Raw genomic sequence first — 22,678 nt, forward strand, 5'->3', positions numbered from 1 at the left:
GCCCCGTGCTGGGTCCCGTGATTCTCGCCGCGTCACGCAGCGACAAGATGCGCCGTTTCATCTCGGCAGCGCCGGGCACGAAGCAGGTCGTCGACCGGTTCATCGCCGGTGAGACGGTCGCGCAGGTCGTCCCGATCATCGAGGACGCCGCCGACAAGGGCCTCGAAGTCACCCTCGACGTGGTCGGCGAGGACATCACCACCCCCGAGCAGGCCGCCGCCGCGCGCGACGCCTACCTGGAGCTCATCGGCCGCCTGGAGAAGCTCGGCCTGGGCACGAAGGCGGAGATGTCCGTCAAGCTCTCCATGTTCGGCCAGGCGCTGGAGGGCGGCCACGAGCTGGCCCTCGCCAACGTCCGCCCGGTCGTCGAGGCCGCCGCCGCGATCGGCACCACGGTCACCCTGGACGCCGAGGACCACACCACTCTCGACTCGATGTTCGCCATCCACGAGGAGCTGCGGAAGGACTTCCCGCAGACCGGATGCGTCATCCAGGCCTACCTCTTCCGCACCGAGGACGACGCCCGCCGCCTGGCCGCCGCGGGCAGCCGCGTGCGCATCGTCAAGGGCGCCTACAAGGAGCCCGCCTCGGTCGCGTACCAGGACAAGGCCGAGATCGACAAGGCGTACGTCCGCATCCTCAGGACGCTGATGGAGGGCGAGGGCTACCCGATGATCGGGTCCCACGACCCGCGCCTGATCGCCATCGCCCAGGAGCTGGGCCGCAAGGCCGGCCGCAAGCTCGACGAGTACGAGTTCCAGATGCTGTACGGCATCCGCAGCGACGAGCACGTCCGGCTCGCGGCGGAGGGCCACCGGATGCGTGTCTACACCGCGTACGGCACCGACTGGTACGGCTACTTCATGCGCCGCCTCGCGGAGAAGCCGGCCAACCTGCTGTTCTTCGGCCGCTCCATCCTCACCAAGGGCTGAGCCCCCTCCACCCCTCTCTTACTGAAGGAGCACGGTAACCATGGACGCTGTCACCCAGGTCCCCGCGCCGGTCAACGAGCCGGTCCACTCCTACGCCCCGGGCTCCCCGGAGCGCGCCCGCCTGGAGGCGAAGCTCAAGGAGCTCGGCCAGAACCCGATCGACCTGCCGATGACCATCGGCGGAGAGAAGCGGATGGGTGGCGGCGAGCGCTTCGACGTCGTCCAGCCCCACAACCACAAGTCCGTCATCGGCACCTACGCCGCCGCCACCGAGCAGGACGCGCAGGACGCGATCGACGCCGCCCTCGCCGCCGCCCCGGCCTGGCGCGCGATGGCCTTCGACGACCGCGCCGCCATCATCCTGCGCGCCGCCGAGCTGCTCTCCGGCCCGTGGCGCGAGACGCTGGCCGCCTCCACGATGCTCGGCCAGGGCAAGACCGCCCAGCAGGCCGAGATCGACTGCCCCTGTGAGCTCGTCGACTTCTGGCGCTTCAACGTGCACTACGCGCGCCAGATCCTGGCCGAGCAGCCCCCGGCGAACTCCGCCGGCGTGTGGAACCGCATGGACCACCGCCCGCTGGAGGGCTTCGTCTACGCGATCACGCCGTTCAACTTCTCGGCCATCGCGGCCAACCTGCCCACCGCCCCGGCCCTCATGGGCAACGTGGTGGTCTGGAAGCCGTCCCCGACGCAGACCCACGCCGCCGTGCTGCTGATGCAGCTCCTGGAGGAGGCCGGCCTGCCCAAGGGCGTCATCAACCTGGTGACCGGCGACGGCATCGCCGTCTCCGAGGTGGCCCTGAACCACCGCGACCTGGCCGGCATCCACTTCACCGGCTCGACCCCCACCTTCCAGCACCTGTGGAAGACGGTCGGCAACAACATCGCCAACTACCGCACCTACCCGCGGCTCGTCGGCGAGACCGGCGGCAAGGACTTCGTCGTCGCCCACCCGTCGGCCGACCAGGCCGTCCTGAAGACCGCGCTGACCCGTGGCTCCTTCGAGTACCAGGGCCAGAAGTGCTCGGCGTCCTCGCGCGCCTACGTCCCGGCCTCCATCTGGAACTCCGGTTTCAAGGAGAAGTTCGCGGCCGAGGTCGACTCCATCACGATGGGCGACGTCACCGACCTGTCGCACTTCATGGGCGCCGTCATCGACGACCGCTCGTTCGCGAAGAACAAGGCCGCCATCGACCGCGCCGCGGCCGACCCGGCGTGCACGATCATCGCGGGCGGCACCTACGACGACTCGGTGGGCTACTTCGTCCGCCCGACCGTCATCGAGTGCAGCGACCCGTCGAACGAGGTCTTCACGACCGAGTACTTCGGCCCGATCCTCGCGGTCCACGTCTACGAGGACGACAAGTTCGACGAGATGCTGGAGCAGATGGAGTCGGTCTCCGACTACGCCCTGACCGGTTCCGTCATCGCGAACGACCGCGCCGCGGCCGCGTACACGATGGAGAAGCTGCGCTACGCCGCGGGCAACTTCTACATCAACGACAAGTCGACCGGCGCCGTCGTCGGCCAGCAGCCCTTCGGCGGCGGCCGTGCCTCGGGTACGAACGACAAGGCGGGCGCCCCGCAGAACCTCCAGCGCTGGACCCTGACCCGGGCCATCAAGGAGACGCTGGTCCCGCCGACCGAGTACACCTACCCCCACCAGGGCTGAGAGGGCGGCGGGAGGACTCTGACCGGGTCACCCGCCACCTTCCGGGGCGCCGCCCTCCCGGCGCCCCGGCCACGCACTCCGCCTCCCGACCGGTTCCCCTGCCGGCCGGGAGGCGGTTTCCATGTCCGCTGCCGCGGCTTCAGCCCCACCCGTGCACGATCAACGCCAGCCCCGCCGCGAACCCGCCGCCCAGCAGCACCAGGTAGCGGCCGTACTGGCGGCGGTGGCGGCGCAGCAGGAGGCCGAAGCCCGCGAAGGCGAGGCCCACCGTCAGGGTGCGGGAGCCCCGGGCCACCGCCGACGCGGCGAGCCAGTCGAGCGCGGGGACGTCGGCGCGGCCCGCCTCGGCGCCGTACACCTTGAACGGGATCCCGTTCCACGGCTGGTGGCGCACCGCCGACGCACCCTCCAGCGCCAGTTCGTGCCGGACCTCCGCCCGCATCCGGTCCGTCGTCAGCGGCGCGGGCGGATGAACGCCCGCCGAGGCCAGGTGCAGGGCCAGCAGCCCGCCCGCCAGGCTGCCCGCCAGCGCGCCCAGCGACATCTTCAGCGCCGCCCGCGGCACCGCCACGCACACCGCGCCCAGCAGCAGCTCCGGCATCAGCGGCCAGCTCAGCGCCTCCGCGAACGCCCAGCAGAACGCCAGCGGCACGCCCCAGCGCGAGGTGACGACCGCTGCGATCCGGCGTCGCGTCGCGGAGTCCTTCAGCGGCTCGGCGACCGTACGCGCGTGCAGCGCCACCACCGCGTCGCGCGCCTCCTCCGGGGACACGGCGGACGGCAGCGGCTCACCGATCGTCACCCGGACCAGCGACGAGCGCAGCCGCCCGTGCTTGGGCAGCAGCCGGTCCGTGCCCGCGATCCCCACCGGAACCACCGGCACCCCCGCCTCCTCGGCCAGGACCAGCGCGCCCCGGTGGAAGGAGCCCAGGGCGCCGTCCTTCGCCCGGGTGCCCTCGGGGAACAGCACGACCGCGCGGCCCGCCCGCAGCTCACCGGCCATCGTGAGCAGGTCCTCCATACCTCCGCCGCCCCGCCGCACGGGGAAGCCGGACGCCAGCCTGCGGCAGATCCGCCGGCGCCAGGGCGAGGCGAACCAGTAGTCGGCCGCTGCCCCGATCGCCGGGCTGTGCCGGGCGTCGAGCGCCGCGAGGAGGGCCGCGGTGTCCGCGTGCGAGGAGTGGTTGGCGACCACCACACAGCCGCCGTGCGGCAGCCGGCCACGCCGTTCGACCCCGCCGGTGAGGCTGAGCACGCCCCACCACAGTCCGCGCCGGAGCACGGCGCCGAGGCGGGAGCGGCGCGGGAGCACCGCTCGGGCCGGGAGGTTCAGGAGCGTACTCATCGCGTCATCACCGTCGCCAGGAGAAGGGCCACCAGGAGGGAGTCGATCCGGTCGAGCAGGCCGCCGAAGCCGGGCAGCCAGCTGCCCGCGTCCTTGACTCCCGACTCGCGCTTGACCATGGACTCGATCAGATCGCCGAGCACACAGCCACCGATCACCGCCGCCCACAGGGGGAGGCTGAACGCGCCGAGCACCAGCAGGAGTCCGGCCGTCGCGACGGCCGCGCCGAGCACGCCCGCCCAGGTCTTGTTGGGCGAGAGCGGCGACAGCGGCCGGGCGAGCGGACCGCGCCGGCCCAGCGCCGTACCGCCGCACCAGGCGCCGACGTCGCCCAGTGCCACCGCGAGGCCCACGGCCACCGCGGTCTCGCCGAGCGTTACCAGACCGGTCAGCGCGACGGGGATCCACAGCAGCCCGAACGCGGTCCTGGCGGTACGGGTGAAGCCCGCGCGGTCGTCCCCGGCCAGCACGGACGGCAGCGCGGCCGCGACCAGCAGGAGCGCCGCCATCCGCAGGTCGAGGAGGTCCGGCGCCAGCCAGGCCGTCGCGGGCAGGACGACCGCGGCGGCGGCCAGCACGACATGGTCGCCGCGCCTCAGCCCCGCCATCCGGACGAACTCGCTCGCCGCGATCACGCCGAGCCCCGCGGCCAGCGCGTACGTACCGCCGCCGCCCAGGAAGTACGCCCCCAGGAAGACGGGCGCGACCAGGGCCCAGGTCCGCCACCGCCTGCGCAGCTCGGCCCGCATCCGCACCTTCGAGGGAAGGACCGCGACCGCGACCCCGCCCGCACCCAGCACACCCGCGACCAGCGGCACCGCGCGGGCGGCCGCCTCCTCGGCGATCAGGACGGTGCTCATGCCAGTTCCCTCCACAGCCCGGCCAGCCGGAGCGCCGCCGTGAGCAGCGAGCCGGCGGCGATCACGATCAGTACCGGTACGGTCCAGCCGCTCGCCGCGGCGACCACGACCAGCAGGCAGCGCTCGGTCTTGCCGACCGGCCCGCCGTTGCGCCGGGGCGCCCCGGCCGCCGCGCCGGCCAGCGACACCCAGGACGGCAGCGTCGCCGCGAGCGCGGTGACGGCGACCAGCCACAGCGGGGCGAGCGCCAGGAAGCCCGCCAGGACGACCAGGTCCGCGATCCGGTCGCCGAGCTCGTTGAGCACCGCGCCGCGCCGGGTCGTGCGGCCCGTGTCGCGGGCCAGTGCCCCGTCCAGGTTGGCGAAGGCGAGCCGGGCCGCCAGCAGTACGGCGACCGGAAGCGCGGCGATGCCGGTGGGCAGCCAGGCGAGTGCGGCTGCGCCGCCGGCCGCGGCGACGACGCCGGCGGCGGTGAGGGTGTCGGGCGACACCTCACGGCGGACCAGCGAGGCGCGGAGACCGGAGAGCCGGTCCGCGTACCAGGGCTTGAGAGCGTAGAGGCCGTTCATGGGACCAACTCTTGTCCGCCGCACAGTCTTTCGACACGGTCCGGGTACTCACCTGCCGGCTGAGTACCCGGTGGGGAGACCGGTCCGACCCGGCACACCGCGCACACCGGCCGGCCGGCCCCGGTCGCCCGCGACGGCATCCGCGCCCTCGTGGACACCGCGTGCGCGGGCGCGTTCAGCGAGGACGACCGGGACCACGCGCTCCGCGGCCTCCGGGTCCGTCCGGGCACTCGTCAGGGAGCTGAGAGTGAGCGGCGGGCGAGCCGGCGTAAACCTCCGTCTCAGATAGTAGGAAGTCCGAGTAATTGTGGAGACAGACCGGCACGGCTGCCTTAGCTTTGTAGAAGCCGAACGTCTCGCTAGATCAAGCGACTGGCGGTCGTGAGCGCGCGCCCCGAAGCAGGCAACCCCTGCGGCGTCTGCTCCCCGCCCCTTCCGGCACCTCGAAATCCCTGATCTCGACATCACGTTCACGATTTTTCGATCTCGAAATCCTCGCGATCTCAAGGAGTCGATCCACCATGGCCGAGACCACTGTCCGCCGCCGCGTCCGTCACACCCACCGCCCGACCGAGTCGGAGCGGCAGAATGCCGCCGCCGCCCTGCAGCGTGCGCTGGACCGCAGGGACAACGGCGGCTCCACCGGTCACTGAACCGGGCCGCGCCTCCGTCCGGCCGCTCAGCCGCGGCCGATCTCGAAGTGGTCGATGCGCTCGCCCGACTCGGCGAGCGCGGTGACCTTCATCCGTGCGTCGCGTCCGGTCTCCACCTCCACCGCGAGGAACGAGAATCCGGTGTACCGCACCCGCGACCACTCCACGGTCTCGACGGCCTTCCCGCCGCCCTTGACCACGTGGTACGTGTCCACGCTCTCCCGGTCCGCGACATGGCCCTCATAGCTGTCGGGCGCGGGGAAGTCGTACAGCGCCTTGCCCGCGCCGCCCGCGGTGACGTACACGATGCCGTCCCGCGTCGGATCGGTGCGCTCGCCGATCGGGACCTTGCGCTGGACCGCGTTCTTCAGGATGGCGTCGGTGCGCTCGTAGACGTGGTTGTGCCCGTTGATGACCAGGTCCACCTGGTGCTTCTCGAAGAGCGGCACCCAGGCCTCGCGCACCCCGCCGTCCGAGGCGTGCGCGTTCGTCGTGGAGAAGGCGCAGTGGTGGAAGAAGACCACCAGGAAGTCGATGTCGTGGCGGGCCCGCAGCTCGCCGAGGCGCCGGTCAAGCCAGCGGGTCTGCTTGCCGCCGCTGATGCCGAAGTTGGCGGGGATCTCGTACGAGACGTCGTTGGCGTCCAGCGCGATCACGCCCACGTTGCCGTGCACGAAGGAGTAGGCGCCGGGTTGGTTCACCGGGTCCGGGCCGTTGTCCGGCAGGGTCCAGCGGGCGTTCTGCCCGCCGTAGCCGTCCGGCGAGTACCAGGCCTCCATGTCGTGGTTGCCGGTCGTCACCATCCACGGCACGGTCTTGGAGACCGTCTCGGTCTGGGCCAGGAACTGGTCCCAGGTACGCGCGTCGTACGTGTCGCTCGTCCGGCCGGAGCCCGACGGGTCGGCGTAGCAGATGTCGCCCGCGTGCAGGTGGAAGGCCGGGTTCTGGCCCAGGATCAGCTGGTCGTTGCCGAGCGCGTGGTAGCTGACACCCTGGTCGCCGAAGGCGGTGAAGGTGAACTTCGCGGCGCGCGAGGGCGCCGTGGTGAAGGTGCCGAGCGTGCCCAGGTTGCGGGGGTCGGCCGGGTCGAAGCCGTCGTGGCCGACGCCGTAGTAGTACGTCGTGCCGGGCTTCAGCCGCTCCAGGGCCGCGTGTACGTAGAACTGCTCGGCGGCCGCGATCTTGCCGTCGTTCAGCAGCGGTGTGGTGAGGTGGCGCACCTCGGCGTCGATCTTCCGGCTCAGCGCCCACGGCTTGAGGCCGATCCGGATGTACGGGCGGCGCACCGCGAACGGGATCTGCCAGGAGACCGTCATCTGCGTCTTCGGGTCGGCGCCGTACGCCAGGTGCCGGCCGAACGGGGCGACCAGCGAACCGTCGACCCGGGTGGAGCTGTGCGAGGTGATCACCGACGGTGCCGCGTACGCGGGGGAGGAGGCGAGCGAGGTACCGAGGCCCGCGCCGGCCACGGCCGCGGTCGCCACACCCGTACGCAGCACACCGCGTCGCGTCAGCCGGGTGCGGAGGTAGTCGTGCTGCTCGGCCATGCTCATGCGGTCGGCGAGCTTCTCGGGGATACCGAAGCGGGGGATGTCCATGGGCGACAACCTCCACCCGCTCCCTGACGGCATGCCGTCGGGTAGGTGAACGGTACACGTACAGCTGTCCATGTGTCCGTATAGTGGACGCGACATGTCATGGGGTGGGACGCGCAGTATCGTGCCGGACATGGCACCCAGCATCAATCTCGCAGTGATCCCCGGTGACGGCATCGGCCAGGAGGTCGTGGCCCAGGGACTCAAGGTCCTCAACGCTGTCCTCCCGCAGGACGTGAAGCTGGAGACCAAGGAGTACGACCTCGGCGCCCAGCGCTGGCACCGCACCGGTGAAACCCTCCCGGACGCGGAGCTTGAGGCGCTCAAGGGCCACGACGCCATTCTGCTCGGTGCGATCGGCGACCCGTCCGTGCCCTCCGGTGTGCTGGAGCGCGGGCTGCTGCTGAAGCTGCGTTTCGCCTTCGACCACTACATCAACCTGCGGCCGTCGAAGCTGTTCCCGAACACGTCGACCCCGCTGGCGGGCAGCCCGGAGATCGACTTCGTCGTCGTCCGGGAGGGAACCGAGGGCCCGTACACGGGCAACGGCGGTTCGCTGCGGACCGGTACGGAGCACGAGGTCGCCACCGAGGTCAGCCTCAACACCGCCTTCGGTGTCGAGCGCGTCGTCCGTGACGCATTCGAGCGGGCCGCCGCCCGGCCGCGCAAGAAGCTGACGCTGGTCCACAAGAACAACGTCCTCGTCTACGCCGGCCACCTGTGGAAGAACACCTTCGACAAGGTCGCCGCCGAGTACCCCCAGGTCACCACCGACTACCTGCACGTCGACGCCGCGACGATCTTCTTCGTCACCCAGCCGGAGCGCTTCGACGTCATCGTCACCGACAACCTCTTCGGTGACATCCTGACCGACCTCGCCGCCGCCATCTCCGGCGGTATCGGTCTGGCCGCGTCCGGCAACATCAACCCGACGGGTGCCTTCCCGTCGATGTTCGAGCCGGTCCACGGCACCGCGCCCGACATCGCGGGCCAGGGCAAGGCCGACCCGACCGCCACGGTCCTCTCCGTCGCCCTCCTGCTGCGCCACCTCGGCTACGAGGCCGAGGCCGTGCGCATCGAGGAGGCCGTCTCCGCCGACCTCGCGGAGCGCGACGGGACCGCCCGCACCACCGACGAGATCGGCGACGCGCTCGCGGTACGCGTAGCGGGCTGATCCGACGACTCCCTTACGAAGCCGCCGGGTCGCACACGCACCCGGCGGCTTCTCCTGTGCGGCCCCGGGTGTCACCATCGAACCCTGGACCGCATTCACGTCATTTCGTGCACGGCCACCCGCGAGAGATAATCGAACGGGACCGTGGCTTGCCGCGAAGCTCGGACGTCCTAGCACCTGTCGTCCGGCAGGAGACGGCGTGGACGTGGTCCTACACACACAAAACCGGTGAAGGACACGCACTCATGACGACGCCCACGATCGAGCTCAAGCCCTCCTCGAACCCGCTGTCCGACGCGGAGCGCGAGGCGATCCTGGTCAAGCCCGGATTCGGCCGCTACTTCACCGACCACATGGTGACGATCAAGTGGACCGAAGGCCGCGGCTGGCACGACGCCCAGCTCGTCCCGTACGCGCCGCTGTCGATCGACCCCGCCAACATGACGCTGCACTACGGCCAGGAGATCTTCGAAGGTCTCAAGGCCTACCGCCAGCCCGACGGCACGGTCGCCACCTTCCGCCCCGAGGCCAACGCCGAGCGCTTCCAGCGCTCCGCGAACCGGCTCGCCATGCCGGAGCTGCCCGTCGAGACGTTCGTCGAGGCCTGCGACGCGCTGGTCAAGCAGGACGCGGCCTGGGTCCCGGCCCACGGCGGCGAGGAGTCGCTGTACCTGCGGCCCTTCATGATCGCGACGGAGGTCGGGCTCGGTGTCCGTCCGTCCAACGAATACCTCTTCCTGGTCATCGCCTCGCCGGCCGGCGCCTACTTCCCCGGCGGTGTGAAGCCCGTCTCCATCTGGCTCTCCGAGGACCGCGTCCGCGCCGTCCCCGGCGGCATGGGCGACGCCAAGACCGGCGGCAACTACGCCGCGTCCCTCCTGGCCCAGGCCGAGGCCGCCGCCAAGGGCTGCGACCAGGTCGCCTACCTCGACGCCGTCGAGCACAAGTGGGTCGAGGAGCTCGGCGGGATGAACCTGTACTTCGTGTACGGGAACAAGATCGTCACCCCGGCCCTGACCGGCTCCCTGCTCGCGGGCATCACGCGTGACTCGCTGCTCAAGCTCGCCGGCGACCTCGGCTACGAGCCCGAGGAGAGCCGCGTCTCCATCGACCAGTGGCGCGACGACACCGCGAACGGCACCCTCACCGAGGTCTTCGCCTGCGGCACCGCCGCCGTCATCACCCCCGTCGGCGTCGTGAAGAGCGCGGGCGGCGAGTGGACCCAGGGCGACGGCACGCCGGGCCCGGTCACCATGCGGCTGCGCGAGCGCCTGCTGGACATCCAGCGCGGCACCGCCGAGGACGCCCACGGCTGGATGCACCCGCTCGGCTAGGGCGCGTTGTGAGAGTCCCGCAGTCGCCGTAGGCAGAAGGGCCGCGTCCGCCGGGCGCGGCCCTTTTTGTGCGCCGCCTTTAGAGCAGCGCTCAAACTCGTCGGCCGAAAGGGGTTCCTGCTCCTTTGTCAGCCGGTTAGAGTGCTGCTCAAACGCTGCTCGACCTTGAGGTGCCCCGTCATGCGACTGACCCCCACCGAGCGCGATCGGCTGCTGCTGTTCGGCGCCGCCGAGCTGGCGCGCGCCCGCCGGGCCCGCGGTCTGAGGCTGAACGTCCCCGAGGCCACGGCCCTGATCGCGGACACCGTCTGCGAGGCCGCCCGCGACGGGCGCCGGCTCGCCGAGGCGATCGAGGCCGCCCGCGGAGTGCTGGGCCCGGACGACGTGCTGCCCGGGGTCGCCGACATCGTCACCGAAGTCCATGTGGAGGCCGTCTTCGACGACGGATCGCGGCTCGCCGTGGTTACCCGGCCCCTGGGCGAGGGCCTCGGGGACGAGGCGCCCGGAGCCGTGGTCCCCGGACCCGCCACGCCGGAAACGGAGCCCTCCGTGCGCCTGGCCGTCCACAACACCGCGACCGTCCCTGTCTCCGTGACCTCGCACTTCCACTTCTTCGAGGCCAATCCGCGGCTCGACTTCGACCGGGCGGCGGCGTACGGGACGCGGCTGTCCGTGCCCGCGGGCTCCTCGGTCCGCTTCGGGCCCGGCGAGTTCGTCGAGGTGGGCCTGGTGCCCATCGGCGGCGACCGCGTCGCGATCGGGTTCGCCGGGCTGGTCGACGGCCCGCTCGACGCGCCCGGCGCGCGCGAGGAGGCGCTGAGGCGCGCGGTGGCCTGCGGATACCTGGGGGCGGAGCGATGAGCATCGACCCGTACGAGTACGCCGCCGTGCACGGCCCGCGCGCCGGTGACCGGGTCAGGCTCGGCGACTCCGGGCTGACCGTCCGGGTCGAGTCGGACGCCCAGAAGCCGGGCGACGAGTTCCTCGCCGGATTCGGCAAGACCGCCCGCGACGGCCTCCACCTCAAGGCCGCGGCCGTCCGGGAGACCTGCGACGTGGTGATCAGCAACGTGCTGGTCATCGACGCCGTGCAGGGCATCCGGAAGGTGTCGGTCGGTATCCGCGAGGGCCGGATCGCCGCGATCGGCAGGGCCGGGAACCCGGACACCCTCGACGGGGTGGACGTCGTCGTCGGCACGGGCACGTCCATCGTGTCCGGCGAGGGCATGATCGCCACGGCCGGTGCCGTCGACACCCATGTCCACCTGCTCTCGCCGCGCATCATGGAGGCCTCGCTCGCCTCCGGCGTGACCACGGTCATCGGGCAGGAGTTCGGCCCGGTCTGGGGCGTCGGCGTCAACTCGCCCTGGGCGCTGCGCCACGCCTTCAACGCCTTCGACGCCTGGCCGGTCAACATCGGCTTCCTGGGCCGCGGTTCCTCCTCCCACGAGGCACCGCTCGTCGAGGCGCTCGCCGAGGGCGGGGCCTGCGGATTCAAGGTCCACGAGGACATGGGCGCCCACACCCGCGCCCTGGACACCGCGCTGCGCGTCGCCGAGGAGTACGACGTCCAGGTGGCCCTGCACAGCGACGGGCTGAACGAGTGCCTGTCCGTCGAGGACACCCTGCGCGTCCTGGAGGGGCGCACCATCCACGCCTTCCACATCGAGGGCTGCGGCGGCGGCCACGTCCCCAACGTCCTGAAGATGGCGGGCGTGCCGAACGTCATCGGCTCCTCCACCAACCCCACGCTCCCCTTCGGCCGGGACGCGGTCGCCGAGCACTACGGGATGATCGTCTCCGTCCACGACCTGAAGACGGACCTCCCGGGCGACGCCGCCATGGCCCGGGACCGGATCAGGGCCGGCACGATGGGCGCCGAGGACGTGCTGCACGACCTCGGGGCCATCGGGATCACCTCCTCCGACGCCCAGGGCATGGGCCGGGCCGGGGAGACCGTCCGCCGCACCTTCGCCATGGCCGGGAAGATGAAGGCCGAACTCGGCCCGATGGACGGCGACGGGCCGGGCGACGACAACGCCCGCGTGCTGCGCTACATCGCCAAGCTCACCATCAACCCGGCCATCGCCCACGGCCTCGCCCACGAGATCGGCTCCATCGAGACCGGGAAGCTCGCCGACATCGTGCTGTGGCGGCCCGAGTTCTTCGGCGCGAAGCCGCAGCTGGTCCTGAAGTCCGGCTTCCCCGCCTACGGCGTCACCGGCGACCCCAACGCAGCCACCGACACCTGTGAACCCCTCGTCCTGGGACCGCAGTTCGGTGCGTACGGGGCGACCGCCGCCGATCTCTCGGTCGCCTTCGTCGCACAGGCCGCCACCCAGCTGGGCGCGGACGCCATGCCGACCCGCAGACGCCGTGTCGGCGTCCGGGGCACCCGCGGCATCGGCCCCGCCGACCTGCGCCTCAACTCCCGCACCGGAACGGTCGACGTGGACGGACGCAGCGGTCTCGTCACCCTGGACGGCGACCCGCTCAGCTCCGGGCCCGCCGACTCGGTCTCCCTCAACCGGCTCTACTTCCTGTAAGGAACCGCACTCCCGTGACCTTCCGCATGCCGCCCGAATGGGCCCCGCACGAACGCACCTGGATGGCCTGGCCCGGCCCCAACCCCACCTTCGCCTCCGCCGCCGAACTCGACGAGGCCCGCCGCGCCTGGGCCGCCGTCGCCCACGCCGTCCGCCGCTTCGAACCCGTCACGATGGTCGTCGGCCCCGGCCAGGAGGACAGCGCCCGCGCCCTGCTCGGCCCCGGCATCGAGCTCGCGGTGCGCCCGCTCGACGATGCCTGGATGCGCGACATCGGCCCCACCTTCGTCACCGACGGAAGCGAACTCGCCGCCGTCGACTGGACGTTCAACGGCTGGGGCGCCCAGGGCTGGGCCCGCTGGGAGCGCGATCGGCACATCGCCCGTTCCGTCGCCGAGCTCGCCGGCGTCCCCGTGCACGGCTCACCGCTCGTCAACGAGGGCGGCGCGATCCACGTCGACGGCGAGGGCACCGTCCTGCTCACGGAGACCGTCCAGCTCGGCAGGGAACGCAACCCCGGCTGGAGTCGCGCGGACGTCGAGGCCGAGGTGCACGCGCGCCTCGGCACCCGGAAGGCGATCTGGCTGCCCCGCGGCCTGTCCGGCGACTACGGCACGTACGGCACGCTCGGCCACGTCGACATCGTCGCCGCCTTCGCCCGCCCCGGCACCGTCGTCGCCCACGTCCAGCCGGACCCGGCCCACCCGGACCACGCGATCACCCGGGAGACCGTCCGTATCCTGCGCGCCGCCACCGACGCGAAGGGACGCCCGCTGGAGGTCGTGGAGGTCCTGGCGCCCACCGTGCTGCGGGCCGGCGGGGAGTGGGTCGACTACTCCTACATCAACCACTACCTCTGCAACGGCGGCGTCGTCCTGTGCGCGTTCGGCGACCCGCGCGACGAACTCGCCGCCGGAATCTTCCGCCGCCTCTTCCCCACCCGTACGGTGACACTCGTCGACGCCCGCGCGATCTTCGCCGGGGGTGGCGGCATCCACTGCATCACCCAGCAACAGCCCAAGGTCTGAACCATGCCCACCGCCCCGCGCAGCCGCAACACCGCACCGCCCCGCGAGGACGTGCTCGCCGCCGTCATGGCCACCGTCGCCGCACGCGGCCTCGACGGCCTCACGATGGCCGGGCTCGGCCGCGAGGTCGGCATGAGCAGCGGCCACCTCCTCTACTACTTCCGGACCAAGGACGAGCTGCTGCTCCAGACGCTGGAATGGAGCGAGAACCGGCTCGGGGCCGAGCGGCGCGGTCTGCTGTCCCGGCCCGGACCGGCCCGTGAACGCCTCGACGCCTACATCGCCCTCTACCTCCCCGAGGGTCCTCGCGACCCGCACTGGACGCTCTGGCTGGAGGTCTGGAACCGCTCGCGCGACGCCGACGACAGCGCCCGCGCCCGTCAGGCCGCGATCGAGGGCGCCTGGCACCGCGACCTGGTGGCGCTGCTCGCCGAGGGCGGCTCGCGCGGCGAGTTCCGCCGGGTCGACGCCGAGCGCTACGCGACCCGGCTGCGCGCCCTGCTGGACGGCTTCAGCGTCCATGTGGCGGTCGGTCTTCCCGGGACCGGTCGGGACCAAGTGCTGGACCGCGTAGGGGAGTTCATCGAGGAGTCGCTGAACCTGGCCGGTTGACGTCACCCGCGCGTGAACGCAACGTACGTAAGTACGCGCGATCGTTGCGCCCTGCACCCTTGTTGGACTTCCCGCAGTTCGGGCACGGTGTCCCACCATGGGACGAGAGCAGTGGAAGAAAATCTGGGTCGGCTCGGCCGGCAACATGGTCGAGTGGTTCGACTGGTTCGTGTACGCGACCTTCGCGGTGTACTTCGCGGATTCGTTCTTCCCCGAAGGCAACGAGACCGCCAACCTCATGAACACCATGGGCATCTTCGCCGTCGGCTTCTTCATGCGGCCGGTCGGCGGCTGGCTGCTCGGCAGGATCGGTGACCGCAGGGGCCGCAAGGCCGCGCTCACCCTGACCGTCACCCTCATGTCGGCCTCCGCGGTGCTGATCGCGATCGCGCCGACCTACGACGTCGCCGGGTACGGCGGCGTCGCCGTGCTGATGGTGGCCCGGCTGCTCCAAGGACTGTCCGTCGGCGGCGAGTACGCCGCCAGCGCCACCTACCTGACCGAGGCCTCCGCACCCGAGAAGCGGGGCTTCGCCTCCAGCTTCCAGTACGTGTCCATGACCGCCGGACAGCTCGTCGGCCTCGGCCTCCAGATCCTCCTGCAGCGCAACATGTCCGAGGCGGCGCTGCACAGCTGGGGCTGGCGCATCCCGTTCGTCGTCGGCGCGCTCGGCGCGGGCATCGTCTTCTACCTGCGCCGCTCCATGCTGGAGACCGAGGTGTACGCCGAGTCCGGCGCCGCCGAACAGCAGGACCGCGGCACGCTGAAGGTGCTGTGGCAGCACCGGCGCGAGGCCTTCCTCGTGATGGCGCTCACCATGGGCGGCACCGTCGCCTACTACACGTACACGACCTACCTCACGAAGTTCCTCTCCAAGAGCGCCGGCATGGAGAAGTCCACCGCCTCGCTCGTCAGCTTCTGCGCCCTGTTCGTCTTCATGTGCATCCAGCCGCTGGCCGGGATGCTCTCCGACCGGATCGGCCGCCGCCCGCTGCTGATCACCTTCGCGATCGGCTCGACCTTCCTGACCGTACCGATCATGACGATGCTGAAGCATGCGGACACCTTCTGGCCCGCGCTCGGCCTCGCGCTCCTCGCGCTGCTCGTGATCACCGGCTACACCTCCATCAACGCCTGTGTGAAGGCCGAGCTCTTCCCGACCGGCATCCGCGCCCTGGGCGTCGGCCTCTCGTACGCCGTCGCCAACGCGCTGTTCGGCGGGACCGCCGAGTACGTGGCGCTGTGGTTCAAGAACGCCGGCGTCGAGTCCGGCTTCTACTGGTACGTCGCGGGCTGCGCCGCGGTCTCGCTCGTCGTCTACCTGACCATGCGCGAGACCCGGGACATCGATCTGAACCGGGTCGCCGCCGTGCGGGCAGGGGAGAAGGCGTCGACCGCCGGAGCGACGAGCGTCACGCCCGCATCCTGAGACGGGCCGGGCACGGAAGCGGTCCTGTGTCAGACTGCTTCCGTGTCCTCGTTCGTCATGATTATTGGCAACAGGCGCGCCGGTCCGCAGTGACCGTCCCGTACCACCACGTACGGCACGGCCACCGTGCCCCAGACCCGCGCGCAGACCTCTCGCACCCGCGAGGGGTTTTTTGTTTTCCGGCCCTCACCACCGGCCGGGACGAGGCACGCGGGATGATGGGGGCAAGTGGAGTCAGATCGTCCGGATCCACTCATCCGACAGGAGTCAGACCAGCATGACCACCAAGGCCAAGCCCACCGACGACAGTTTCCATGTCTTCGACACCACGCTGCGCGACGGTGCCCAGCGTGAAGGCATCAACCTGACGGTCGCGGACAAGCTGACCATCGCCCGGCACCTGGACGATTTCGGCGTCGGTTTCATCGAGGGCGGCTGGCCGGGTGCCAACCCCCGCGACACCGAGTTCTTCGCCCGCGCCCGCCAGGAGATCGAGTTCAGGAACGCCGAGCTGGTCGCCTTCGGCGCGACCCGCAGGGCCGGCGGCAAGGCCGCGGAGGACCCGCAGGTCAAGGCGCTGCTGGAGTCGGGCGCCCCGGTGATCACGCTGGTCGCCAAGTCGCACGACCGCCATGTGGAGCTCGCCCTGCGCACCACACTGGAGGAGAACCTGGAGATGGTGCGCGACACCGTCTCCCACCTGGTCGCCCAGGGACGCAGGGTCTTCGTCGACTGTGAGCACTTCTTCGACGGGTACCGCGCCAACGCCGAGTACGCCAAGGCCGTCGTCCGGGCCGCGTCCGAGGCCGGCGCCGACGTCGTCATCCTCTGCGACACCAACGGCGGGATGCTCCCGGCCCAGATCCAGGCCGTCGTCGCCACGGTCCTGGCCGACACGGGCGCCCGCCTCGGCATCCACGCCCAGGACGACACCGGCTGCGCCGTCGCCAACACCCTGGCCGCCGTCGACGCGGGCGCCACCCACGTCCAGTGCACCGCCAACGGCTACGGCGAGCGGGTCGGCAACGCCAACCTCTTCCCCGTCGTCGCCGCGCTGGAGCTCAAGTACGGCAAGCAGGTCCTGCCCGAGGGCGCGCTCGCGGACATGACCCGCGTCTCGCACGCCATCGCCGAGGTCGTCAACCTCACACCCTCCACCCACCAGCCCTACGTCGGCGTCTCGGCCTTCGCGCACAAGGCCGGGCTGCACGCCTCCGCGATCAAGGTCGACCCCGACCTGTACCAGCACATCGACCCCGCGCTGGTCGGCAACACCATGCGGATGCTCGTCTCCGACATGGCGGGCCGCGCCTCCATCGAGCTCAAGAGCGTGGAGCTCGGCATCGACCTCGGCGGCGACCGCGAGCTCATCGGCCGCGTCGTCGAGCGGGTCAAGGAGCGCGAGCTCCGGGGCTACACCTACGAGGCGGCCGACGCCTCCTTCGAGCTGCTGCTGCGCGCCGAGGCCGAGGGCCGGGTACGCCGGTACTTCCGCATCGAGTCCTGGCGCGCGATCGTCGAGGACCGCCCCGACGGCACCCACGCCAACGAGGCGACCGTGAAGCTCTGGGCCAAGGGCGAGCGCATCGTCGCGACCGCCGAGGGCAACGGCCCGGTCAACGCGCTCGACCGGGCCCTGCGCGTCGCCCTGGAGCGGATCTACCCGCAGCTCGCCAAGCTGGAGCTGATGGACTACAAGGTCCGCATCCTGGAGGGCCGGACCGGCACCGACTCCACCACCCGTGTCCTGATCACCACCGGCGACGGCACGGCCGACTGGTCGACCGTGGGCGTCGCCGAGAACATCATCGCGGCCTCCTGGCAGGCCCTGGAGGACGCCTACACCTTCGGGCTGCTGCGCGCCGGGGTCGAGCCGACGGAGTAGGGCGGGCACACGGCGGCCGCGGACCGGCCCGGTCCGCGGCCGCCGTGCACGCGTCCGCTACCCGAGGTGCCACTTCTGGTTGGCCGCCCCCGTGCACGTCCAGATCTGGGTGCGGGCCCCGTTCGCCGTCGACCGGTCGGTCACGTCCAGGCACTTGTCCGAGGCCGTGTTGACGACGTCGCCCGTCGAAGCGTCGTACGTCCAGCGCTGCGCCCCTGTGCCGTTGCAGGTGTACAGCTGAACCTTCGCCCCGTCCGCCGTCGAGCCCGAGGCCACGTCCAGACAGGCCCCGAGCGTACGGATGGAGCCGTCGCTGCCGACCGTCCAGCGCTGGTTGGCCGCGCCCGTGCAGTCCCAGAGCTGGACGGGCGTGCCGTCGGCGCCGGTGTTGCCCGTGGCGTCGAGGCACTTGCCGCCCGGGCCGGACAGGGCGCCCGACGAGGCATCCGCCCCGGACTGCGTGCCCGACCAGGTGAAGGTCGCGGAGGTGCGCGCCGGGAGCGAGTAAGTGAACTTGCTTGCGCCCCAGTTGACGGTCATCTGCTGGACGGACCCGCCGCCGTTGTACGCGATCAGCGCCTTCGAGCCGTCCGGGTTGCGCCAGGCGACGTTGGGCACGGTCGAGCTGGCGGTGGAGGAGATCCGGGAAGCGCCCGGTCGGACGAACTTGGTCAGGTGGCCCATCGTGTAGTACTCGACGGTGTAGTCGACCTGTCCGCTCCTGCTGTCCCCGTGGTGCACGGTGATCAGCCCGTCGCAGGTACCGCAGCCGCCGTTGTGCGGGCCGCGGTTCTGGTCCACCGCCAGGGACCACTTGGTCACCGACTTCGCCCAGTTGCGGGTGTAATCGATGATGTTCATCATGTCTTCGCGCTGCTGGTCGGCGATCCAGGTGCCGCCGGAGTGCTCCGTCTGGAAGGCGTCCATCGACGGGTACTGGTTGTGCACCGCCGTCTGCTTCGCGATGTCGCCGCCGTAGCCGTGCCAGGCCACCCCGCCGAAGTTCGGGTGGTCGCGCACCGCCGCGTCGTCCACGGTGGCCGCCGCGTACGCGTCGTAGGTGTCCCAGTTCCAGTCGTGCGCCAGCACCTTGGTGGCCAGCCCCGCCGAGGCCAGCTCGGGCAGCAGCTCGCTCTTGGTGAAGTAGGCCAGTCCGGAGCCGTTCCAGCTCATCGAGGGGTAGCCGCCGCAGCACGTCGGCTCGTTCTGCGCGGTGACGTAGTCGACCGGCACGCCCTGGTCCCGGTAGGCCTGGAGGTACTTCACGAAGTAGTCGGCGTACGCGCCGTAGTGCTCGGCCTTCAGCCAGCCGCCGTTGAGCTGTCCGTTGTCCTTCATCCAGGCCGGGGCGGTCCAGGGCGAAGCCACCGTGGTCAGCGCCGGGTTGAGCTGCCTGGCCTGTTTCGTCAGCGGCAGCACGTCCTCCAGATCGTGTGCGATCGAGAAGTGCGCGAGCGACGGGTCGCTCTGCCCGGCTGGCATGTCGTCGTAGGTGTACCCGTACCGTGCCAGGTCCGAGCCGCCCATCGGGTTGCGTAGGAACGAGAGCCCGATGCCCTCCGTGGGGGAGAAGAGCTTCTTCATCGTGGCGTCGCGGGTCGCCTGGCTCAGCGCCCCGCTGCTCTTCATCAGGTACGCCGCGGTGTCGGTGAACGAGGCGCCGCCGCCGGTGAAGGTCTGGTACCGGGTGTTCTCGTCGACCGTGATGTTCGTGCCGCCGCCCCCGGTCCCGGCCCCGAACGCGACCGGGGTCTGGGCCTCAAGACCCCGGGTGACATGCCGGCCGCCCGCGTCGTCCGTGGTGGTCAGGGTGATGTTCACCGTCTCGCCCGCGGCCTGCGCGGTGCCGGACGAGAGCCCCGTGAGGCCGGCGGTCGTGAGCACTGCGGCGAGCAGGGCCCTGAGCGCCCTTCCTGAACGGATCATGGCTGATGCCTTCCTCGGCGGGAGCGTGGGGGACGTGCCGTCGGACGAGACGGGAGTGAACTGCTCTTACGTGCCCACGTCAAGAGTTTGCGCGTTCAGGACTTGAACGCAAGCGCGTTCCAGGCCACCCCTGAGATGGGTACGGACCAATCTCGACGTGAAGTATTGACGGTCGTGTTCCAGCGGGGTTAACTCACGCCACCAACGCCGGTACCGGTTCCGGAACCGGTTGCGGTACCGGTTCCGTTGCCGGTCCGGCCGCTCTGTCCTGCTGTGTCCTGGAGGTCCCCGATGCGTGTCACCATCGCTGATGTCGCCCGCGAGGCCGGCGTCAGCAAGACGACCGTGTCCCGGGTCATCAACACCAAGGGCGAAGTGGACGGTTCGACGGCCGCCCGTGTTCGTGAAGTGATCGCACAGCTCGGCTACGTACCCAGTTCGGGCGCCGTCGGTCTGGCCCGCGGCAGCAGCCGTACGGTCGGCATGCTGGTGCCCTCGCTGACCTGGCCGTGGATGGGTGAGGTGCTTCAGGGGGTCGTCGACACCGTCGAGGCCGCCGACTACGGGCTGTTGCTCTTCACCTGCAACCGCGGGGCCGAGTCCGTGGAGCGCTTCACCAGCCAGGTGTCGGCGCGCGCCTTCGACGGACTGGTCGTGGTCGAACCCGAGAACACCCTCGACCACCTCACCGCACTGCACCGCGCCGGTCTGCCGATCGTGCTGATCGACGATCGCGGCCACCACCCCGAGTTCCCCTCCGTCGTGACCACCAACCACGAAGGAGGCGCGTCGGCCGCCCGCCATCTGCGGGACGCCGGCCGCACCAGGCCCGTCGTCATCACGGGCCCCGAGCACTTCGGCTGCGTACGCGACCGGCTGGAGGGATTCGTCTCCGTCCTGCCCACCGAACTCGTCGTCCGCGGAGACTTCACCGAGCGCTGCGGCCGGCTGGCCGTGGAGGAACTCCTCGCCTCCGGCACGGAGTTCGACTCGGTCTTCGCGCACAACGACATCACGGCGGCAGGCGTGCTGCGGGCCCTGCGCGCCGCGGGGCGGACCGTGCCCGGCGATATCGCGGTGGTCGGATTCGACGACATCCCGATGGCCGAACACACCGAACCGCCCCTGACCACCGTGCGCCAGCCCACCCGGCAGATGGGTGAGACGGCCGCACGGATGCTGCTCTCCCACCTCGGCGGCACACCCGTGCCCGACGCACCGCTCGTGCTGCCCACCGAACTGGTCGTGCGCCACTCGGCGCCCTAGCGACGCGGGCCCGCCCGGCCCCGCACCGCACCCGCAGAACCCGTCTCGCCGGCCCCGTACGCACCCGCAGAACCCGCACCGCACCCGCACCGCCCGTACCCGGCGCGCCGAGCGCTGCCCGTTTCCGGTCTCCCAGACCCGCCAGTCCCTCCTGGAGTCGCCATGTCCGCACGCCGTCACCACACGCTCAGAGCGGTCGCGCTCGCCACCGCGGTGGTCGCGCTCGCCGCCGGATGTTCGTCAGCCAACTCGAACCGCAACAAGAGCGGCAGCGGCGCCACGGGCGTCCTGAACATCGGTAAGCCGGACGGGCCGCAGACGAACAACAGCAACCCGTTCCTGGCCACCTCGGCCGGCGCCACCCTCGGCTACCGCTTCATGATCTACGAGCCGCTGGCGATGACGAGCCAGATCCGGCCCTCCGCCAAGGCCGACCCGTGGCTGGCGACGGACTGGAAGTGGGAACTCAACTACACCAAGGTCACGTTCACGCTCGACGACAAGGCCAAGTGGGCGGACGGCAAGCCGCTGACCGCCGAGGACGTCGCGTTCACCTTCGACATGCTGAAGAAGCACCCGGCGCTCAACGCCGACGGCATCGCGTGGGGCGGGGTCGAGGTCCAGGGCAAGAAGGTCGTCCTGACCTTCGACGACTCGCAGTACGTCAACCAGAACAAGATCATCCAGCAGTTCATCGTGCCCAAGCACATCTGGGAAGGCGTCAAGAACCCGGAGACCTGGCCCAACCGCACGCCCGTCGGCTCGGGCCCGTACAAGCTGAAGACGTTCACGCCGCAGACCACCACGCTGACCGCCACGCCCGCCTACTGGAAGGGCACGACGAAGGTCAAGGAGCTGCGCTACAGCACCTACAACGACAACAGCGCCGCCACCACCGCGCTGGCCTCCGGCAAGCTGGAGTGGTCGTTCGTCTTCATGCCGAACTACAAGCAGCTGTTCATCTCCAAGGACCCGAAGAACCACAAGCTGTGGTTCCCCTCCGGGCTCGGCATCCACGGTCTGTGGTTCAACACCACCCGCAAGCCGTTCGACAACCCGGCGCTGCGCAAGGCCATGGCGATGGTCGTCGACCGCAACGCGATCTACACCCAGGCCGAGGCGACGCTCTACCCGGAGATCACCAACCCGACCGGCATCCCGCTGCCCGCCGGTGAGTCCTTCCTCGCCCCCGAGTACAAGAGCGCGACCACGAAGCCGGACGTCGAGGGCGCCAAGAAGGTCCTGGAGAAGGCCGGCTTCACGCTCAGCGGCGGCGTGCTGAAGGACCCGGGCGGCAAGGCCGTGAAGCTCACCTTCACCGACCCGGCCGGCTGGAACGACTACATCACCGGCCTCGCGATCATCAAGGACAACATCAAGAAGATCGGCATCGAGGCCAAGGTCAAGACGCAGACGGCCGACGCCTGGACCGCCGACGTGGCCAACGGCAACTTCGACGCCACGCTGCACTGGACCAACAGCGGCGCGACCCCGTACGACATGTACCAGAACATCATGGACGGCGCGCTGCTCCAGCCCATCGGCAAGCCTTCCCAGCAGGGCAACTTCGGCCGCTTCAAGAGCACCGAGGCGACCGAGGCGCTGAAGGACTTCGCCAGTGCGACCACCGACACCGCTCGCACCGCGGCGATGAACGCCCTGCAGAAGATCATGGTCGAGCAGGCGCCGATGATCCCCACCGCGGCCGCGCCCATCGGGGCCGAGTACTCCACCAAGAACTGGGTGGGCTGGCCCACCGAGGCCGACCCGTACGCCGACCCGCAGCACACCCAGCGCTCCGCGCTGGAAGTCGTGCTGAAGCTCAAGCCGTCCAAGTAGGCCGTCAGGCAAC

18 protein-coding genes are annotated in these 22,678 nt (G+C 70.8%); 13 read left to right on the top strand and 5 right to left on the bottom strand.

All coding sequences use genetic code 11. The features are described 5' to 3' along the window. The first annotated feature begins 5 nt into the window (after positions 1–5). Both EAO72_RS34520 and pruA read left to right on the top strand, forming a co-directional pair. Positions 6–932, top strand: coding sequence for a proline dehydrogenase family protein (locus EAO72_RS34520; RefSeq protein WP_148020977.1), 927 nt, complete (start codon positions 6–8; stop codon positions 930–932). 40 nt (positions 933–972) lie between these two features. Continuing rightward, positions 973–2,604, top strand: a complete 1,632-nt coding sequence (gene pruA, locus EAO72_RS34525; RefSeq protein ID WP_148020978.1) for an L-glutamate gamma-semialdehyde dehydrogenase — start codon at positions 973–975, stop codon at positions 2,602–2,604. A 139-nt stretch (positions 2,605–2,743) separates the two neighbouring features. Here pruA and EAO72_RS34530 read toward each other — a convergent pair whose 3' ends face one another. Genes EAO72_RS34530 through EAO72_RS34540 form a run of 3 tightly spaced genes read right to left on the bottom strand, consistent with a single transcriptional unit; the run spans position 2,744 to position 5,378 of the window. Further along, positions 2,744–3,949: a lysophospholipid acyltransferase family protein gene (locus EAO72_RS34530; protein WP_148020979.1), complete on the bottom strand. Its 1,206-nt coding sequence runs from the start codon at positions 3,947–3,949 to the stop codon at positions 2,744–2,746. Next, the gene (locus EAO72_RS34535; protein ID WP_148020980.1) at positions 3,946–4,809 is read right to left on the bottom strand and encodes a phosphatidate cytidylyltransferase; all 864 of its coding nucleotides are present in this window, start codon (positions 4,807–4,809) and stop codon (positions 3,946–3,948) included. Before EAO72_RS34535 ends, EAO72_RS34530 begins: the two co-directional genes overlap by 4 nt. Then, entirely contained in the window at positions 4,806–5,378 is a 573-nt protein-coding gene (locus EAO72_RS34540) for a CDP-alcohol phosphatidyltransferase family protein (RefSeq protein WP_148020981.1), read from the bottom strand. Before EAO72_RS34540 ends, EAO72_RS34535 begins: the two co-directional genes overlap by 4 nt. Positions 5,379–5,899: 521 nt before the next feature. Here EAO72_RS34540 and EAO72_RS43505 point away from each other — a divergent pair. After that, positions 5,900–6,031, top strand: coding sequence for a hypothetical protein (locus EAO72_RS43505; RefSeq protein WP_261991728.1), 132 nt, complete (start codon positions 5,900–5,902; stop codon positions 6,029–6,031). Positions 6,032–6,057: 26 nt separating this feature from the next. Here the strand turns inward: EAO72_RS43505 and EAO72_RS34545 are convergent, their stop codons facing one another. After that, a complete protein-coding gene (locus tag EAO72_RS34545; protein WP_148020982.1) occupies positions 6,058–7,629 on the bottom strand; it encodes a purple acid phosphatase family protein in 1,572 nt (523 codons plus the stop codon). Positions 7,630–7,759: 130 nt separating this feature from the next. Between EAO72_RS34545 and EAO72_RS34550 the strand changes: the two genes are divergently transcribed. The 8 genes from EAO72_RS34550 (at position 7,760) to cimA (ending at position 17,634) form a co-directional block, all read left to right on the top strand. Further along, positions 7,760–8,800: a 3-isopropylmalate dehydrogenase gene (locus tag EAO72_RS34550; RefSeq protein ID WP_148020983.1), complete on the top strand. Its 1,041-nt coding sequence runs from the start codon at positions 7,760–7,762 to the stop codon at positions 8,798–8,800. Between the two features lie 245 nt (positions 8,801–9,045). Continuing rightward, positions 9,046–10,134 carry a branched-chain amino acid aminotransferase gene (locus EAO72_RS34555; protein WP_148020984.1) on the top strand — a complete coding sequence of 363 codons (1,089 nt, stop codon included), beginning with the start codon at positions 9,046–9,048 and terminating at the stop codon, positions 10,132–10,134. A gap of 180 nt (positions 10,135–10,314) precedes the next feature. Next, the gene (ureA, locus tag EAO72_RS34560; RefSeq protein ID WP_148020985.1) at positions 10,315–10,995 is read left to right on the top strand and encodes an urease subunit gamma; all 681 of its coding nucleotides are present in this window, start codon (positions 10,315–10,317) and stop codon (positions 10,993–10,995) included. Next, complete coding sequence (locus tag EAO72_RS34565) at positions 10,992–12,680, top strand: urease subunit alpha (RefSeq protein WP_148020986.1); 1,689 nt, start codon at positions 10,992–10,994, stop codon at positions 12,678–12,680. The genes ureA and EAO72_RS34565 overlap by 4 nt, the downstream gene beginning before the upstream one ends. A gap of 26 nt (positions 12,681–12,706) precedes the next feature. Beyond that, entirely contained in the window at positions 12,707–13,708 is a 1,002-nt protein-coding gene (locus EAO72_RS34570; RefSeq protein WP_187285415.1) for an agmatine deiminase family protein, read from the top strand. A gap of 3 nt (positions 13,709–13,711) precedes the next feature. After that, complete coding sequence (locus tag EAO72_RS34575) at positions 13,712–14,320, top strand: TetR/AcrR family transcriptional regulator (protein ID WP_148020988.1); 609 nt, start codon at positions 13,712–13,714, stop codon at positions 14,318–14,320. Between the two features lie 97 nt (positions 14,321–14,417). Beyond that, entirely contained in the window at positions 14,418–15,749 is a 1,332-nt protein-coding gene (locus EAO72_RS34580) for an MFS transporter (RefSeq protein WP_148020989.1), read from the top strand. A 277-nt stretch (positions 15,750–16,026) separates the two neighbouring features. After that, positions 16,027–17,634, top strand: coding sequence for a citramalate synthase (gene cimA, locus EAO72_RS34590; RefSeq protein ID WP_148020991.1), 1,608 nt, complete (start codon positions 16,027–16,029; stop codon positions 17,632–17,634). A gap of 57 nt (positions 17,635–17,691) precedes the next feature. Here cimA and EAO72_RS34595 read toward each other — a convergent pair whose 3' ends face one another. Beyond that, positions 17,692–19,560, bottom strand: coding sequence for a lectin (locus EAO72_RS34595; protein WP_148020992.1), 1,869 nt, complete (start codon positions 19,558–19,560; stop codon positions 17,692–17,694). 291 nt (positions 19,561–19,851) lie between these two features. Here EAO72_RS34595 and EAO72_RS34600 point away from each other — a divergent pair, with 291 nt between their 5' ends. Both EAO72_RS34600 and EAO72_RS34605 read left to right on the top strand, forming a co-directional pair. Next, entirely contained in the window at positions 19,852–20,826 is a 975-nt protein-coding gene (locus tag EAO72_RS34600; RefSeq protein WP_148020993.1) for a LacI family DNA-binding transcriptional regulator, read from the top strand. A 162-nt stretch (positions 20,827–20,988) separates the two neighbouring features. Then, positions 20,989–22,665 carry an ABC transporter substrate-binding protein gene (locus EAO72_RS34605; RefSeq protein WP_148020994.1) on the top strand — a complete coding sequence of 559 codons (1,677 nt, stop codon included), beginning with the start codon at positions 20,989–20,991 and terminating at the stop codon, positions 22,663–22,665. Positions 22,666–22,678 lie beyond the last annotated feature (13 nt).

The sequence above is a fragment of the Streptomyces sp. OR43 genome (genome assembly GCF_008042275.1).
In the GTDB taxonomy this organism is placed as follows: domain Bacteria; phylum Actinomycetota; class Actinomycetes; order Streptomycetales; family Streptomycetaceae; genus Streptomyces.

Bases quoted from the DNA above. Each gene is read 5' to 3' on its own strand.
- pruA (WP_148020978.1), top strand. From the start codon at position 973: ATGGACGCTGTCACCCAGGTCCCCGCGCCGGTCAACGAGCCGGTCCAC.
- EAO72_RS34530 (WP_148020979.1), bottom strand. From the start codon at position 3,949: ATGAGTACGCTCCTGAACCTCCCGGCCCGAGCGGTGCTCCCGCGCCGC.
- EAO72_RS34535 (WP_148020980.1), bottom strand. From the start codon at position 4,809: ATGAGCACCGTCCTGATCGCCGAGGAGGCGGCCGCCCGCGCGGTGCCG.
- EAO72_RS34540 (WP_148020981.1), bottom strand. From the start codon at position 5,378: ATGAACGGCCTCTACGCTCTCAAGCCCTGGTACGCGGACCGGCTCTCC.
- EAO72_RS43505 (WP_261991728.1), top strand. From the start codon at position 5,900: ATGGCCGAGACCACTGTCCGCCGCCGCGTCCGTCACACCCACCGCCCG.
- EAO72_RS34545 (WP_148020982.1), bottom strand. From the start codon at position 7,629: ATGGACATCCCCCGCTTCGGTATCCCCGAGAAGCTCGCCGACCGCATG.
- EAO72_RS34550 (WP_148020983.1), top strand. From the start codon at position 7,760: ATGGCACCCAGCATCAATCTCGCAGTGATCCCCGGTGACGGCATCGGC.
- EAO72_RS34555 (WP_148020984.1), top strand. From the start codon at position 9,046: ATGACGACGCCCACGATCGAGCTCAAGCCCTCCTCGAACCCGCTGTCC.
- ureA (WP_148020985.1), top strand. From the start codon at position 10,315: ATGCGACTGACCCCCACCGAGCGCGATCGGCTGCTGCTGTTCGGCGCC.
- EAO72_RS34565 (WP_148020986.1), top strand. From the start codon at position 10,992: ATGAGCATCGACCCGTACGAGTACGCCGCCGTGCACGGCCCGCGCGCC.
- EAO72_RS34570 (WP_187285415.1), top strand. From the start codon at position 12,707: ATGCCGCCCGAATGGGCCCCGCACGAACGCACCTGGATGGCCTGGCCC.
- EAO72_RS34575 (WP_148020988.1), top strand. From the start codon at position 13,712: ATGCCCACCGCCCCGCGCAGCCGCAACACCGCACCGCCCCGCGAGGAC.
- EAO72_RS34580 (WP_148020989.1), top strand. From the start codon at position 14,418: ATGGGACGAGAGCAGTGGAAGAAAATCTGGGTCGGCTCGGCCGGCAAC.
- cimA (WP_148020991.1), top strand. From the start codon at position 16,027: ATGACCACCAAGGCCAAGCCCACCGACGACAGTTTCCATGTCTTCGAC.
- EAO72_RS34595 (WP_148020992.1), bottom strand. From the start codon at position 19,560: ATGATCCGTTCAGGAAGGGCGCTCAGGGCCCTGCTCGCCGCAGTGCTC.
- EAO72_RS34600 (WP_148020993.1), top strand. From the start codon at position 19,852: ATGCGTGTCACCATCGCTGATGTCGCCCGCGAGGCCGGCGTCAGCAAG.
- EAO72_RS34605 (WP_148020994.1), top strand. From the start codon at position 20,989: ATGTCCGCACGCCGTCACCACACGCTCAGAGCGGTCGCGCTCGCCACC.